Genomic DNA, 14,385 nt, shown 5'->3' with positions numbered 1-14,385 from the left:
GTGGATGCCGAGAGCCGCAAGGCTCCTTTCCCCGCTATCAGGAGATCGACTGCAATGATCATCGATATCAGCTGCTATCCCACGGATCTCGTGGACCTCGCCTGGAGGCATGACGGTGACCCGTTCACTGGCGAGCGTCTGCTGGAGATGATGGATGGCCCGTACATGGTCAACGGCAAGCCTCGCCGCATTGACAAAGCCTTCATCCAGCCGCCGCAAGGCAACACGATTTACACCTGGACCGACGGCGACCTCACCGGCCGTGAATCCATCGACGCTTACATGGCCTACACCCTGAAAATGGTCCAGACCTACCCGGATCGCTTCATCGGCTGCTTCGTCTACAACCCGCGCTGCGGCGTGGAAAACGGCGTCGAAGCGATCGAGCGCTACGTCAAGGAACACGGTTTCGGCATGGTGCAGATGCAGGCCAACATGCACGCCTACCGTCCTGACCGTGCGCTCGACTGGGTACGCCCATGCTTCGAGAAATGCGCCGAACTGGGCATTCCGGTCAAGCTGCACACCGGCGACGGGCCGTACAGCATCCCGTCGGAATGGGTGCCGATGATCAAGGAATTCCCCAACGTCAATTTCATCATGGCCCACTTCGGCGTGCAGACCGGCGGCGTCTACGTGTTCGAACCGATGCAATGGGCGATGGAGTTGCCCAACGTCTACTGCGAATCCGGCTGGTGCCTGCAATCGCGAATCGTCGAATTCGCCAAGGTCTTGCCGACGCACAAAATCCTCTTCGGCACCGACACGCCGCCGAACGAACCGGGCATGTGGCTGCGCCTGCTCGAAGTGCTCTGCCACGAGCCGCCACAAGGCCTGAATCTCGACGAGGACACCCTCGAAGACTACTTGGGCAACAACACCGCGCGGATGATCGGCCTCGAACCGACCCCGCCACCCCGTTCCGTTTCCGAAGCAGAGGCGCAACTCAAGCGTCCCGTCACCACTCAACTGGCCAGGAGCTGAACCGATGATCATCGACACCCATCTGCACCCAACAAATCTGGTCGACGAGGCCTGGCGCCACACCGGCGAACCGTTCACTGGCGAGCGCATGCTCAAGTTGATGGACGGCCCGTACATGATCAACGGTAAACCACGTCGCATCGACATGGGTTTCATCCAGCCGCCACCGGGCAACACCGGTTATCGCGACGGCAACCGCCGGGGCCGCGAAGGCGTGCGCGACTACATGTCGTACATCGCCGAACTGTGCATGAAGTACCCGGATCGCTTCATCGGCAACTTCAACTTCAACCCGCGCTGGGGACCGGAAAACGGTGCGGCGGAGCTGGAATTCCACATCAAGGAATACGGCTTCAAGATGCTCAAGCTGCACGCCAACATGCACGGCTATCGCCCGGATCGCGCACTCGACTGGCTGCGTCCGGCAATGAAGGTCTGCGCCAAGTACAACATCGTTGTGCTGATCCACACCGGCGACGGCCCGTACACGATTCCGACGATGTTCTACCCGATCATCCGCGAGTTCCCGATGGTCAATTTCATCATCGGCCATTTCGGTATTCAGACCGGCGGCAACTACTCGTTCGAAGCGTTCTGGATGGCCATGGACACGCCGAACGTGTACTGCGAATCGGGCTGGTGTTTCCAGTCGCGGATCGTCGAATTCGCCAAGGAACTGCCGCGCAACAAGATCGTATTCGGCACGGACTCACCGCCGAATGAGCCGGGGATGTGGCTAAGGGAACTGGAGGTGTTGTGCTCGCCGGCGCCGCAGGGCTTGGGCATAGATGAAGATCATCTCGAGGATTACCTGGGCAACAACATCGCCCGGTTGTGCGGAATCGAACCGACGCCACCGCCCAAAGACCTGGCCGAGGCCGACATACGCCTGACCACCACCTACCTGTAGCCATACACAAAACCTGTGGGAGCGAGCCTGCTCGCGAAAGCGGTGGATCAGTCGCCATTAACGTTGAATGACATACCGCATTCGCGAGCAGGCTCGCTCCCACAGGGGTCAGTGTTACGACCGACACACAGCGACTTTACAGGCACGAAGATGACCCGGCGTTTCGCTCGACCGGCAGGCCAACGGCTGGCCGCGCGAACGCTCTATCACCCCTGCGTGCCTGCTTTTTACGAGGTGAAACCATGACCCGTTCGACGCTCGGCGATTCTCAGGACTTTCACGTGTTCATCGACGCCTATCGCCGTGAGTACCCGGACGATGTGCTGACCATCACCCAAGCCATTTCTGCCGATCAGGACGTCACCGCCCTGGTCGATGCCCTCGCCGCCCAGGGCCGCGATCCTCTGCTGATCTGCGCAAACGTCGGCCACCTCGGCGTGCCGGTGGCAAGCAATATGTTCGCCTCGCGGACCCGCATCGCCCGGCTGTTCGGCGTAACGCCGGCGCAGCTGCACGAAACCTTCCAGACCCGCGCCAATAATCCGATCGCACCGCGTTACGTGGAGAGCGGCCCGATCCTCGATGAAGTCTTCGAAGGCGAAGCGCTGGATCTGGCGCTGTTGCCGATGCTCAAGCATTTCGACAGCGATCGCGGCCCGTACATCACCAACGCGATCATCATCGCCGAAGACCCGCTGACCGGCATCGCCAACATGAGCTATCACCGCTCGATGCGCCACGCCCGTCAAGCCCTCGCCACCAGCCTGCATTCACGCGGTCATTTGTGGCGGATGCTGCAAACCGCACGCGAACGTGGCGAAGAATTGCGCGTAGCGATGGTGGTGGGGGCGCACCCGCTGTTCATGCTCGCCGCTGCTGCGCGCCTGCCTTATGGCGGCGATGAGCGTGCTGTCGCCGGCGGGCTGTTCGGCGCACCGCTGGAGCTGGTGAAAACCCCGCGCTACGGCATCGGTGTCCCGGCCTCTGCCGAGTTCGTGCTGGAAGGCACTATCGATCCGGCGGCGTATGCCGAGGAAGGTCCGTTCGGCGAGTTCAGCGGTTATTCCTCCGATCGCTCGACCAACAACGTCTTGCGCGTCGATACCCTCTTGCGGCGCAAGGACGCCTGGCTGGTCGACGTGATGGGCGGCCGCTATGCCGAGCATTTGACCCTCGCCCGTCTGCCGCGCGAAGCGGAAATGAGCGAGAAACTCAAGGCGCGTTTCCCTGCCGTCACCGCCGTGCATTACCCGAACTCCGGCACGCATTTTCATTGCTATGTGGCGCTGGACCAGAGCCGCGACGGCGAAGCGCGGCAGATCATGCTGGCGCTGCTCGGTTGGGATCCGTACCTGAAAACCGTGATCGCGGTGGACAGCGATATCGACATCAGCGATGACAGCCAGGTGCTGTGGGCGCTGGCCACGCACTTTCAGCCGCATCTGGATATTTTCACCATTGATGGCTTGCCGGGCAGTCCGCTCGATCCTTCGTCCTCGGTCAATGGCACCACTTCGCGAATGGGCCTGGATGCCACACGCGGTTCGGCTTTCGACGGGATCAAGGCGCAGCTCGATCAGGATGTACTCGAACGCGCGCGGCTTTTGCTCAAAGGTCTTGAGTCGTGAACCGGCAACGGATGGTGGTCGGCATCAGCGGCGCGTCCGGCTTCATCTACGGCGTGCGCCTGCTGCAATTGCTCGACGACCTGGACATCGAAAGCCACCTGATCATCAGCCGCGCCGCGCTGCTGACCATGGCCCACGAGACGGATTACAAACTCGCCGACGTCACCGCGCTGGCCACTCATTACCACCGCGCCGATGACGTTGCCGCCGGGATTGCCAGCGGCTCATTTCGCTGCCTCGGGATGGTGGTGGCGCCGTGTTCGATGAGGACGCTGGCGGAGATTGCCACTGGCACCTCATCGGGGCTGATCGGCCGCGCCGCCGACGTCACCCTCAAGGAGCGCCGCACGCTGGTGCTGATGGCCCGCGAAACCCCGCTGACCCTCGCCCACCTGCGCAACATGACTGCCGTCACCGAGATGGGCGGGATCATCGCCCCGCCGGTGCCGGCCTTCTACGCCCGGCCGGAAAACCTCGCGCAAATGGTCGACCACAGCCTCGGCCGCGTGCTCGACCTGTTCGGCCTTGATGCCGGCGTCGCTCAACGATGGCAAGAACCCCTATCCCCTTGTAGGAGTGAGCCTGCTCGCGATGGCGGCGTGTCAGTAACGTAAATGTCGACTGACACACCGCTATCGCGAGCAGGCTCACTCCTACAAAAAAGCAGCGTCAACCGAATTCAGTGTGCACCGGTCAATCAAAGGAGCCTCACCATGAACACCCCCTTCAACGCCCCAACGCGCAACACCAAAATCCCCGTGACCATCCTCACCGGTTTCCTCGGTGCCGGTAAAACCACCCTGCTCAATTACATTCTCAAGGAAAACCACGGCCGCAAAATCGCCGTGATCGAAAACGAATTCGGTGAAGTCGGCATCGACGGCGACCTCGTCCTCAGCTCGGAAACCGAAGAAATCTACGAGATGGTCAACGGCTGCGTGTGCTGCACCGCCGAGGTTCGCGAGGATCTGGTGCGCATCGTCCGTGAGCTGGTGGCGCGCCCGGTGCGCCTCGATCACATCCTCATCGAAACCAGCGGCCTGGCCGATCCATACCCGGTGGCGCAGAGCTTTTTCATCAATGATCCGATCGCCGATGAAGTCGAACTCGACGCGATCGTGACCATGGTCGACGCCAAGCACATCGCCCAGCACCTGGAGGATCTGCAACTCGACGGGGTCGATAATCAGGCGGTGGATCAGATCGTCTGCGCCGACCGGATCGTCATCAACAAGGTCGATCTGGTCAGCAGCGCCGAAGTGGAAACCCTGCGCGGCAAGATCCGTGGCTTGAATGCCACAGCGGAACTGGTGACCTCGACCCATGCGCAGATCGACCTGACGAAAATCCTCGGTATCGGCGCATTTGAATGCACGCAGAAGCTCATGGAAATCGGCGCGGAGCAGCACGATCACGATCATCACGACCATGAGCATCACGCTGAGCACTCTATTGAAGAGCAGGACCACCAACACGATCCAAGCGTGTCATCGGTAGGCATCGCCGTCGACGGCGCGGTCAACCTGATGGCGTTCCATCGCTGGATCAGCGAACTGCGCTCGTCCCAGGCCGACAACCTCTATCGCATGAAAGGCGTGCTCGCTGTGGCTAACGAGGACCAGCGCTACGTGCTGCAAGGCGTGCACAGCCTGGTCGAATTCCGCGCCTCGACCGCGTGGGGCACGGAGCCGCGCTCAAGCAAGATCGTCTTCATCGGCCGCGACCTGGACCGCGCGGCGCTGAACCAGGGCTTCGCCGCCTGCCTGGCAGGCTGAAACAAGGCATCGAAGCCGGTGGATGGCGGCTTCGGGCACCTGTGTACGAATGACTGATGCCACAAAACCTGTAGGAGTGAGCCTGCTCGCGATAGCGGTGTGTCATTGAGCAATGATGGTGACTGATTCATCGCTATCGCGAGCAGGCTCACTCCTACAGGGAATCTGCAGCAGGCATCAGACGAATACCCCTCTCTACCGCATAAAAACAGCCAGAGGTGTTTCCCCATGTCGTCAGCCACATCCCCAGCAAAAAACGCATCCACCGTGCACCCCGTCGACCGCATTCTGCCGGTGCGACAGATGCTCACCCTCGGCCTGCAGCACATGGCCGTCTCGTACATCGGCGCCATCGCCGTGCCGTTGATTGTCGCCAGCGCCTTAAAAATGTCCCATGCCGATACGGTGGTGTTGATTAGCACCACGCTGTTCTGCTCAGGCATCGCCACCCTCCTGCAAACCGTCGGCTTCTGGAAATTCGGCGTGCGCCTGCCGATTCTGCAAGGCGTGGCGTTCAGCAGCGTCGGCCCGGTGATCGCCATCGGCAGCAACCCGGACGTAGGGTTTGCCGGGGTTTGCGGAGCGGTGATCGGCGCGGGGATCTTCACCATGCTGATGGCGCCTTTCGTCGGTCGATTACGGCGATTTTTCCCGCCCGTAGTGACCGGTTGCATCGTCACCGTGATTGGTTTGCAGCTGTTCCCGATTGCCTATGAATGGGTCGGCGGCGGGCGCAACGCGAGCAACTTTGGCGCGCCGGCATTCCTCGGCGTGGCAGTGGTGGTGTTGCTGACGATTCTGCTGGTCAACCGTTATGGCAGCCCGCTGCTGCGCAACATGGCGGTGTTGATCGGCATGCTGGTCGGCGCCGGTCTGGCCTACGGCTTGGGCATGGGCAGTTTTCACAGCGTTGAAGAAGCGCCGTGGCTGACCGTGCCCTACCCGTTCTACTTCGGTTTGCCGACCTTCAGCCTGATCCCCATCGCAACCATGGTGGTGGTGATGATCGTGCAGATGGTCGAGTCGATGGGGCTGTTCGTGGCCATCGGCGACATCGTCGAAAAACCGGTCGAGGACAAACAAGTCATCAACGGTCTGCGCGCCAATGGCTTGGCCAGCACCATCGCCGGGATGTTCGCGGCGTTCCCGTTTATCGCCTTCATGGAAAACGTCGGCCTGGTGATCCTCACCGGCGTGCGCAGCCGTTGGGTGGTCGCGGTCAGCGGCTTGCTGATGTGCTCGATTGCCTTGGTGCCGAAGGCCGGCGCGATCATCGCCTCGATGCCGACCGCCGCCCTCGGTGGCGCCGGCATTGCGATGTTCGGCGTGGTCGCGGCGGCGGGTATTCAGACCCTCGCCAAGGTCGACTACGAGCGCAATCGCTACAACGTGCTGATCGTCGGTTTCACCATCGCCGCCGCGCTGGTGCCGGTGCTCGCCCCCACCCTGTTCAAACAACTTCCCGAGTGGTCGCAGCCGTTCCTGCACAGCAGCGTGGTCATCGCCTGCCTGGTGTCGGTGCTGCTCAACGCCGCGCTGAATGGCGTCAGCGTGGCGGAAACCACCGCCAGCAAATCCGCCTCGCACATCCTTTAGTTTGGAGCTGCCCATGACACAACTTCAGAACATCCTGATCAAGCACCCGGTCGCGGTGATGACCGGCCTGCGCGGCCCTCGCGCACGGGCCGGCGCTGTGGACATCCGCGTGGTCAACGGTCGCATCGCCGAAATGGCCGCAAACCTTGAACCACAACCCGGCGAACGGCTGATCGACGCGCGCAATTGCGTGGTCTATCCGGGCTGGATCAACACTCACCATCACTTGTTCCAGAACCTGCTCAAAGCCGTACCCGAAGGGTTGAATCAGGATCTGCAAGGCTGGCTGGCGAGCGTGCCCTACCCGCGGCTCAACCGCTTTACCCCGCAACTGGCGCGGATCGCCGCACGGCTGGGCATGGTCGAGTTGCTGCTGTCCGGCGTCACCACCTGCGCCGATCACCACTATCTCTACCACGCCCACGGCAGCACCGAGACCGGCGACCTGTTGTTTGATATGGCCGATGAATTTGGCCTGCGTTTTGTGCTGTGCCGTGGCGGCGCACTGGAATCGGCGAGCGCACATCCGGGCTTCTCGAAAACCGCGCTGCAACCGGAAAGCCTCGAGCAGATGGTCGGCGATATCGAACGGCTGAAATCGCTGTATCACCAGGACACCCCGGACGCGATGCGCCGCGTGGTCGTCGCCCCGACCACACCGACGTTCTCGCTACCGCCAACGCTGCTACGCGAACTCGCGCACAGCGCACGCGGCCTCGGTTTGCGCCTGCACACGCACCTGTCGGAAACGCAGAACTACGTGAATTTCTGCCGCGAAAAATACAACTGCCTGCCGGTGGAGTTCGTCGCCGAACACGAATGGCTCGGCCCCGACGTCTGGTTCGCCCACGCCGTGCACCTGCAACCGGGCGAAATCCGCATGCTGGCGCAAACCGGCACCGGCATCTCCCATTGCCCGGTGAGCAACGCCCGGCTGGGCAGCGGCGTCGCACCGGTGCCGCAGATGTATGAGGCCGGCGTGCCGATTTCCCTGGGGGTGGACGGCGTGGCGTCGAATGAGTCGGGAAGCATGGTCGGTGAAGCCAACACTGCATGGCTGATCCACCGCGCCGAACAAGGCGCCTCGGCGACTACCGCTGAAGATGTCATTCACTGGGGTACGGCGGGTGGCGCGCAGGTGTTGGGCCTTGGCGCCGTCGGCACCCTCGAAGTCGGGCAAGCGGCGGATCTGGTGGTCTACAGCCTCGATCATCCTCGGTTCTATGGCTTCCACGACAGCGCCGTCGCCCCGGTGGTCGCGGGCGAACCGATCAGCGTGAAATACAGCCTGGTCGGCGGCAGAATTGTTGTCGACAACGGCGTGATCCCGGGCCTCGACATCGAACGCATGCGCGCCGAAGCCTGGCAAGGCGTCCAACAACTGATGAACATCGACGACTGACCCAAACCCACCACAAAACCCATGTAGGAGTGAGCCTGCTCGCGATGGCGTACTTTCAGTCGACCGAGTAAACAGGCAATGAAAAAGGAGAGCTGGCAACCACCATGCTCTCCTTTCGTTTTACTGCTTTAAAAAAATCACAAATCTGACATCGACTTGATTGCCAGCTCTATCCTTTCACGTGCAGCTCCAGTCAAACGCTTCACGCCAAAAGTTTTGGCAATTTCCAAAGGCATGTCGCCAGTGGAAATCAACGAGGCGACCATCAGTAGTTCCTCAGCGGCGATCTCCTCCATCGACCTGCCGTCATCCAAAGTCGCAGGTGTCCGATATTTGTTCCAACCAGCAATATCACTTTCGGAATGCCAAACAAATTGGCCATCAACCGGATCCGCTTTCAGATGATGATTTTGCTCTGTCAGATCAAGAACTCGCTCTCGAATGAGACGCCCAGAGCGTTGAAAACCATGTGCCCGGGCTACGCGCTGTACCAACACTGAGTCGAGGATTGGAGCCTCCTGCAACAAAACATGTGCAATCAATTCAGCAAGAACTGCATCATATTCAGGCGAGTAAAACGCGTCCGCATTGATTCTTTCGCCCACGCTTGTGAAGTCGGTGACACGGTATTCATCCTTGATTGCGGGTGAGGCCTGCAGTGCAAACGACTTTGCGATTTTGACTTCGGGAGGCAGTTCGTCAGAATAATCGCCCTCTGATATAGCAGAAATTTCCTCTTGCTCTACGCCATTTGCCAATGGAGCGCTATGCACCAATGACAAAAGAGGTATTGAGGATTCCTGCTGAACTGGTTTTCTAACGAGAGCGGCTGCACGCGACTCTTCCAAAAGAGCCTCAAGCGATGCATGCAACCGATCCAGCGCGCCAGACTTATCAATCCACCACTCTGTAGACCAGAGCCGAACCAGCTTCCAGCCCAACCCTTGCAGGATTGCGCTACGAACTTTGTCACGATCGCGCGCGGTGGCAGCACTGTGATAGGTCGCACCGTCACATTCAACACCAACCAGATAATCACCAGGTCTGTCCGGATGGACAATGCCTAGATCAATTCGGAAACGAGATACCCCAATTTGCGGCACGACTTGCCAGCCTTTTCGTCTCAGCTCTTGAGCAACAGCTTCCTCAAAAGGCGAGTCATAACCGCCCACTGAACCCTGCACTGCCTCAGCAAGAGCCCTTGGCCCTCTCTGGGCAAACTCAATGAAGTGCTTAAGATCGCGAACAGCCCGGGCGTTGGTGCGATTTAAATCAATCATCGAAGAATCAAAAGATGAGAAAACCATCATCTCCCTGCGTGCACGGGTTATCGCCACGTTCAAACGACGCCATCCGCCTTCTTTGTTCAATGGACCGAAGTTCATCGACATAACCTGCGCGCCTGGCTCGGTTGGGCCATACCCGATACCCAGCATGATCAAATCGCGCTCATCGCCTTGGACTGTCTCCAGGTTTTTTACGACGACGGGCTCGGCAATGTCGTGCTGAAAGAACGGCTCGATCTGCGGAAACTGTTGCCGCGCCCTATCCAGTAGATCGTTGATCAGTCTTTGCTGGTCGCTATTGAGTGTGATGATCCCAATAGTATGCCCGCTCGCAACAAACGCCGGATCCATCAAACGCTTCACAGTCTCGGTAACAATGGCCTCGGCCTCGGCCTGATTGTGCCTGCCCTTGCCTTTTGCATAGACACCATCTACACGTCGCCACTCTACAGCGCTGGCACGCGTTTCAGCCGCCGGAAAGGTGATGAGATTACTGTCGTAGTAGCGATGATTCGAGAATGCGATCAAGCTTTCATGGCGACTACGGTAGTGCCAACTGAGGCTATGACTTGGGATGCCTGCGCCCAGACACTCATCCAAAATGCTCTCCATGTCCTCAGCAGTGTCGTCTTCTGCAGCAGACGCGGCGCGATTGAAGAAGTTTGTTGGGGGCATCTGACGGGGATCACCCGCAATGACCACCTGCTTGCCCCTCGCGATTGAACCTATGGCATCCCATGGTGCAATTTGCGATGCCTCATCGAATATCACCAAGTCAAAAAGTGCGAGATCCGTTGGAAGATACTGCGCAATCGAAAGAGGGCTCATCAGCATGCAAGGAGCGAGTTTCGACATGGCATCGCCCATCTCAACAGCAAGCTGTCGCACGGGTTTGTGCCGACGTGATTTTTGCAGTTCGTGCTTCAGGATACCGAAACCACCTTGTTTGCCGATCTCGTTTTTCGACGGGATTAATCCACACAGCTTGGCTCGAATGTATCGAACAGTTAGCTTGGAAAGATCATCATCCAGACGTACAAACGCCTCAATATCGCTAGCGTGCTCTGCTGGCACGAAATTACGCAACAACGGTTCCGCGTCGATCATCACCCTTGCGAACCAACGTGCATAAGATGTTTCGAACGCGCCTACAGTCCCGCCCTCTGGCAACCCTTTGATTGCCAATGCATCAGTTAACGGTTGAAGCCCAGATGCTATTGCCTCATCACGCACCCGGCACCAATCACACCAAGCTTTCAGCTTCGACTCCTGTCGAGAGATAGCATTGGACGCATCAAGCAACGACTCAATTGTTAATTTGCTCTCTACCGGGCGATTACTAAGTTCATTGAAACGTTTGCTCGTTTGACTGAACGCTTCCAATGCGTCTTTTAACTGGTGAAGCCCTGCTGCGATAAAACCACCCCCGCCCAATAACTCATTGGCTTCAACCACGAGCTTTTGTGTGGCCCCCCGCAGTGCAATCAGATCTTCAGGGGATTCAGCGTTTGAGCTGATCAATGTTCTCAGGCGTTCAGCGAGCTCCCAAGCTACTGTCATCGCGGATTGATCACTAGAAACTCCGCTCCATCCTGGCACAGCGTTTATATCTGCAGACAAGCTGTCCAGCGAAATGAGCAGATCACACATTTCGAAGAGTCTGGCAAGATCCTGCTCAACGTTCGGGAGTCCAACCGCTCCGCCCTGACCCGCAAGGTTTTTACCCACCTTTTTCTTGGCCAAAGTAGCGAGGAACCAAAACTTGGTCTTGCCCGTTTCCCAGTCGCTTTTGAGTTGTTCGAGGTTGATGGTGCGGCAGGCTTCTGAGGCGTAACGCACCGACAGCGAGTGTTCAATCTCTTGGTAATTTGTGAGGATCTGCACAGCTTTCTTGGCTGAAACGATCTTGGCACTTGCATTCAACGTGAATGCGAAAGAGAGATCGATACCGTGCGTATCTACCAACAATGCTACAAACTGGCAAAAACGCTCGATGTCCTCCCCACTCGTAACGGCTAGGGGAAGATCGGTGGCTCTCAACAAGTTGTTACAGGCAATCTTCAGCCGCTCAATGACTCCCGGCAGTTCCCTGGATACTGCAGCGATCGACTCTTGCCAGCCGTTTGACCATTCGGTTGGAGCGATGAGCGAGAAGTCAGCTGACAGATCGTGGGCAGCCTGACTATTCAAGTCGAGACGCCGGGCAAGGTCACGCAAGCGCACGTAATCTTCCGCGTCGTGAGATGTTCCCTCTGGCCATGCAATACGCGGTAACGCGGCGTATCCATCTCGTACAACACGACCTATCGCCTGATGGACTGTTAATCCATTAGGTTGCCGACGGTGCAAGGTTCCCACGACTTCGTTCAATCGATTTCGTAGCTTGTGCAGTTTTGCCGTTTCTACAGCCCACTCTTCAGCGGTCAATGCATCGCGAACATCCCAAGCCCGCTCCAGTTGTTTAAGTACTTCAACCTTGGATGTTTTGCTGGAGTGCAGCTCAAGGCAGAATTCGCCTAGCCCCTTTTCTTCAAGCCGACGATAGACAACATCCAAAGCGGCCATTTTTTCTGCGACGAACAAGACCCTGCGGCCTAGCGCCAGGTTGTGGGCGATCATGTTGGCGATGGTTTGGGACTTACCGGTGCCGGGAGGTCCATCAAGAACGAAATCACAACCACTGGCGGAGGCAACAACTGCAGCCAATTGGGAGGAGTCAGCCGGTAACGGTGTAAACAGCTCGGCCGGGCTGACTTTTCTATCCAACTCGTGAGGCTGCGGAAACTCCCCCGACGTAGCAAAACCTTCACCGCCAACACTTCTCTCCAGCAAATGCTTGACCATCGGGCTCTTCAAAAGCTGCTCAGAGCGAGCGGCCAGATCCTGCCACATCAAATATTTCGCGAAGGAGAACGTTCCCAGCACTAGCTCTGTGGTGACCTCGAAGCCCGGCACATCTCTGATGGCGCGGCGCACCGTATTCCAGATCCCTGTGACATCAATGCCACTGTCGTCGGTGGGAAGCTCACCTTCAAGCCCCGGAATAACGAGTTCAAAGTCATGTCGTAACAGTTCGAGCAGGGTCAAATTGAAGCGAGGCTCATCCTCAAGCAAAGTCATCGTCACGCCGGACAACGCACTTTTACGATCAAGTTTTACGGGTAGCAAAATTAAAGGAGCGGAATAGGTTTTTGGGTCGTCTGCTGACTTTTTCCACTTTAAAAACCCGAGTGCAAGAAAGAGAGTATTTGCTCCGCCTTCATCAAGATCACTTCGAGCTTTACGGTACAGGTCAATCAGCGCTACTTCGAGCTTAGCTTTCTCAAGGGTGGCCAGGACCTCACCACGAGACAATGCACTGCGAGCGTATTCATCTCTGAGCGACTCCCGATTTTGTTGCTCATAGAGTGCCGCATCTCTACCTCCAGCCTCCAGATCCGGTATAGACACGATCCTGATGCGCTTGCCGCTGGCCAATTGGTCTTCTAGCTCAGCGGGCTCAGGACAGATCAAGCGAACGCCTTTAGCACTATCCGGTAGATGTAAAAGTCGATTTCGAGTAGTCAGGTCGAGAAGCTTGCGCTGCCACAGCGTCAGCTTACCGGCGGGTGTTTCTGACTCAGTGAGAATTTCTACGTCAAAGCCCGGTAATTGTGGCGCGATCTCCAATGCCTCAAGAGGCGCCTCCACTTCTTGAATCACATCTGATTTCGATGCAGGAATTGACGTTGCCAAAGGGCGAATGCGCTGCATGCGTGCTCGATGCATATCAATGGCCATGATGAAATCCTCATCATTGACCTGCCTCTCAGCTGTACTAATCGCCTGACTGAAACCAGGCACAGGAAATTGCGTTGCCAGAGTGGTTTCAAATACGAGAGCTTCTTTCAGATCGATACGCTTTCGTACCGCTGAAGCTTCATCTGTAATCAGTTGAGAAAATTCCTGAGGCTGCAACCAAACGCCTGCAAAAGCATGACCTTTCGTCAGCAAGAGAAGTGCGTTCAGTCCGGCTTGCTCCAGTGCTGCGGCAAAGAGCAACGCTGTGTCCAGGCATGTTGCAACACCGCCCTCTAATATAAGGCTTGGCGTTCTGACTTTCTGGCCGTAAGTCTCAAAGCTTGCAGGTGGCAGCGCGTAGCTCAATTTAAGTCCGCAGACTGCGGACCATATTGCGGACGTGAGCTCCCAGGTTCTGGTTCTGGACTTACTTTCGTAACCGTTGATGCCATCCGCTTTGCCAGCCCGGCGCAGAACATCAGAAGCAGATTTGAGTATCCGATCTACCGCAGGGTCATTTGGCATCGCAAACGCGGGCAGGAGCTCTGGCATGGAGTTAACGCCACCCCACTCATTTCTTGCCAAAAGCTCAACCGCGAAGATTTGACTATTGAGAACTTCACCGTTGCAACGTAGACGCAGCACAAGGGTCGCACTGAGGCTTTCCGTCAAATCGGCGAGATAAGCGGCATTCAGCTTTAAATCGCGTTCTGAAATATGCAGCGTCGAATCTTTGTTTAATCGATCCAGACGCCAAGTCTTGCCTTCAAGGAAGGGCGGATCCGCGACAAGCTCCAGTTCAAGATCGCTGTAATCAGCTTCACCATCGTTGTGAACGGTCAGCTCTCTGAGGACCGGGACAGAATTCTGGTGAGAAGCAAAGCCAATCTTGCTGGCGATCACTCCCTCGATCTTGATGGTCATGAACCATTTTCTCCATGGAAAATTCGACGTAACGACTTCTGAGTGCTTACAAACAGTGGCCATACTCACCGACAAGGATAGATTTTGAAACTGCTTTTTA

Annotated in this window: 8 protein-coding genes; 7 read left to right on the top strand and 1 reads right to left on the bottom strand. The window is 57.6% G+C overall.

Going from position 1 to position 14,385, the window contains the following annotated elements:
- Window positions 1-54 precede the first annotated feature (54 nt).
- The 7 genes from ACIPZE_RS04605 (at window position 55) to ACIPZE_RS04575 (ending at window position 8,295) form a co-directional block, all read left to right on the top strand.
- The gene (locus tag ACIPZE_RS04605) at window positions 55-984 is read left to right on the top strand and encodes an amidohydrolase family protein (protein ID WP_008081962.1); all 930 of its coding nucleotides are present in this window, start codon (window positions 55-57) and stop codon (window positions 982-984) included.
- Window positions 985-988: 4 nt separating this feature from the next.
- The gene (locus tag ACIPZE_RS04600; RefSeq protein WP_008081961.1) at window positions 989-1,894 is read left to right on the top strand and encodes an amidohydrolase family protein; all 906 of its coding nucleotides are present in this window, start codon (window positions 989-991) and stop codon (window positions 1,892-1,894) included.
- Window positions 1,895-2,136: 242 nt separating this feature from the next.
- Window positions 2,137-3,522, top strand: coding sequence for a UbiD family decarboxylase (locus ACIPZE_RS04595; protein ID WP_400771659.1), 1,386 nt, complete (start codon window positions 2,137-2,139; stop codon window positions 3,520-3,522).
- A gap of 11 nt (window positions 3,523-3,533) precedes the next feature.
- The gene (locus tag ACIPZE_RS04590) at window positions 3,534-4,136 is read left to right on the top strand and encodes a UbiX family flavin prenyltransferase (protein ID WP_400771865.1); all 603 of its coding nucleotides are present in this window, start codon (window positions 3,534-3,536) and stop codon (window positions 4,134-4,136) included.
- 99 nt (window positions 4,137-4,235) lie between these two features.
- Window positions 4,236-5,297 carry a CobW family GTP-binding protein gene (locus ACIPZE_RS04585; protein ID WP_400771657.1) on the top strand — a complete coding sequence of 354 codons (1,062 nt, stop codon included), beginning with the start codon at window positions 4,236-4,238 and terminating at the stop codon, window positions 5,295-5,297.
- Window positions 5,298-5,525: 228 nt separating this feature from the next.
- The gene (locus tag ACIPZE_RS04580) at window positions 5,526-6,893 is read left to right on the top strand and encodes a nucleobase:cation symporter-2 family protein (RefSeq protein WP_400771655.1); all 1,368 of its coding nucleotides are present in this window, start codon (window positions 5,526-5,528) and stop codon (window positions 6,891-6,893) included.
- A 13-nt stretch (window positions 6,894-6,906) separates the two neighbouring features.
- Window positions 6,907-8,295, top strand: a complete 1,389-nt coding sequence (locus tag ACIPZE_RS04575) for an amidohydrolase family protein (protein WP_400771654.1) — start codon at window positions 6,907-6,909, stop codon at window positions 8,293-8,295.
- Window positions 8,296-8,432: 137 nt separating this feature from the next.
- Here the strand turns inward: ACIPZE_RS04575 and ACIPZE_RS04570 are convergent, their stop codons facing one another.
- Window positions 8,433-14,285, bottom strand: coding sequence for a DUF3320 domain-containing protein (locus ACIPZE_RS04570; protein ID WP_400771652.1), 5,853 nt, complete (start codon window positions 14,283-14,285; stop codon window positions 8,433-8,435).
- Between the last annotated feature and the right edge of the window lie 100 nt (window positions 14,286-14,385).

This window comes from Pseudomonas sp. NPDC089741 (assembly GCF_044748825.1).
GTDB classification, from domain to species: Bacteria; Pseudomonadota; Gammaproteobacteria; order Pseudomonadales; family Pseudomonadaceae; genus Aquipseudomonas; species Aquipseudomonas helmanticensis.
Note: the sequence above shows the minus strand (reverse complement) of the source record. Positions and strands in the feature narration are given on the sequence as shown.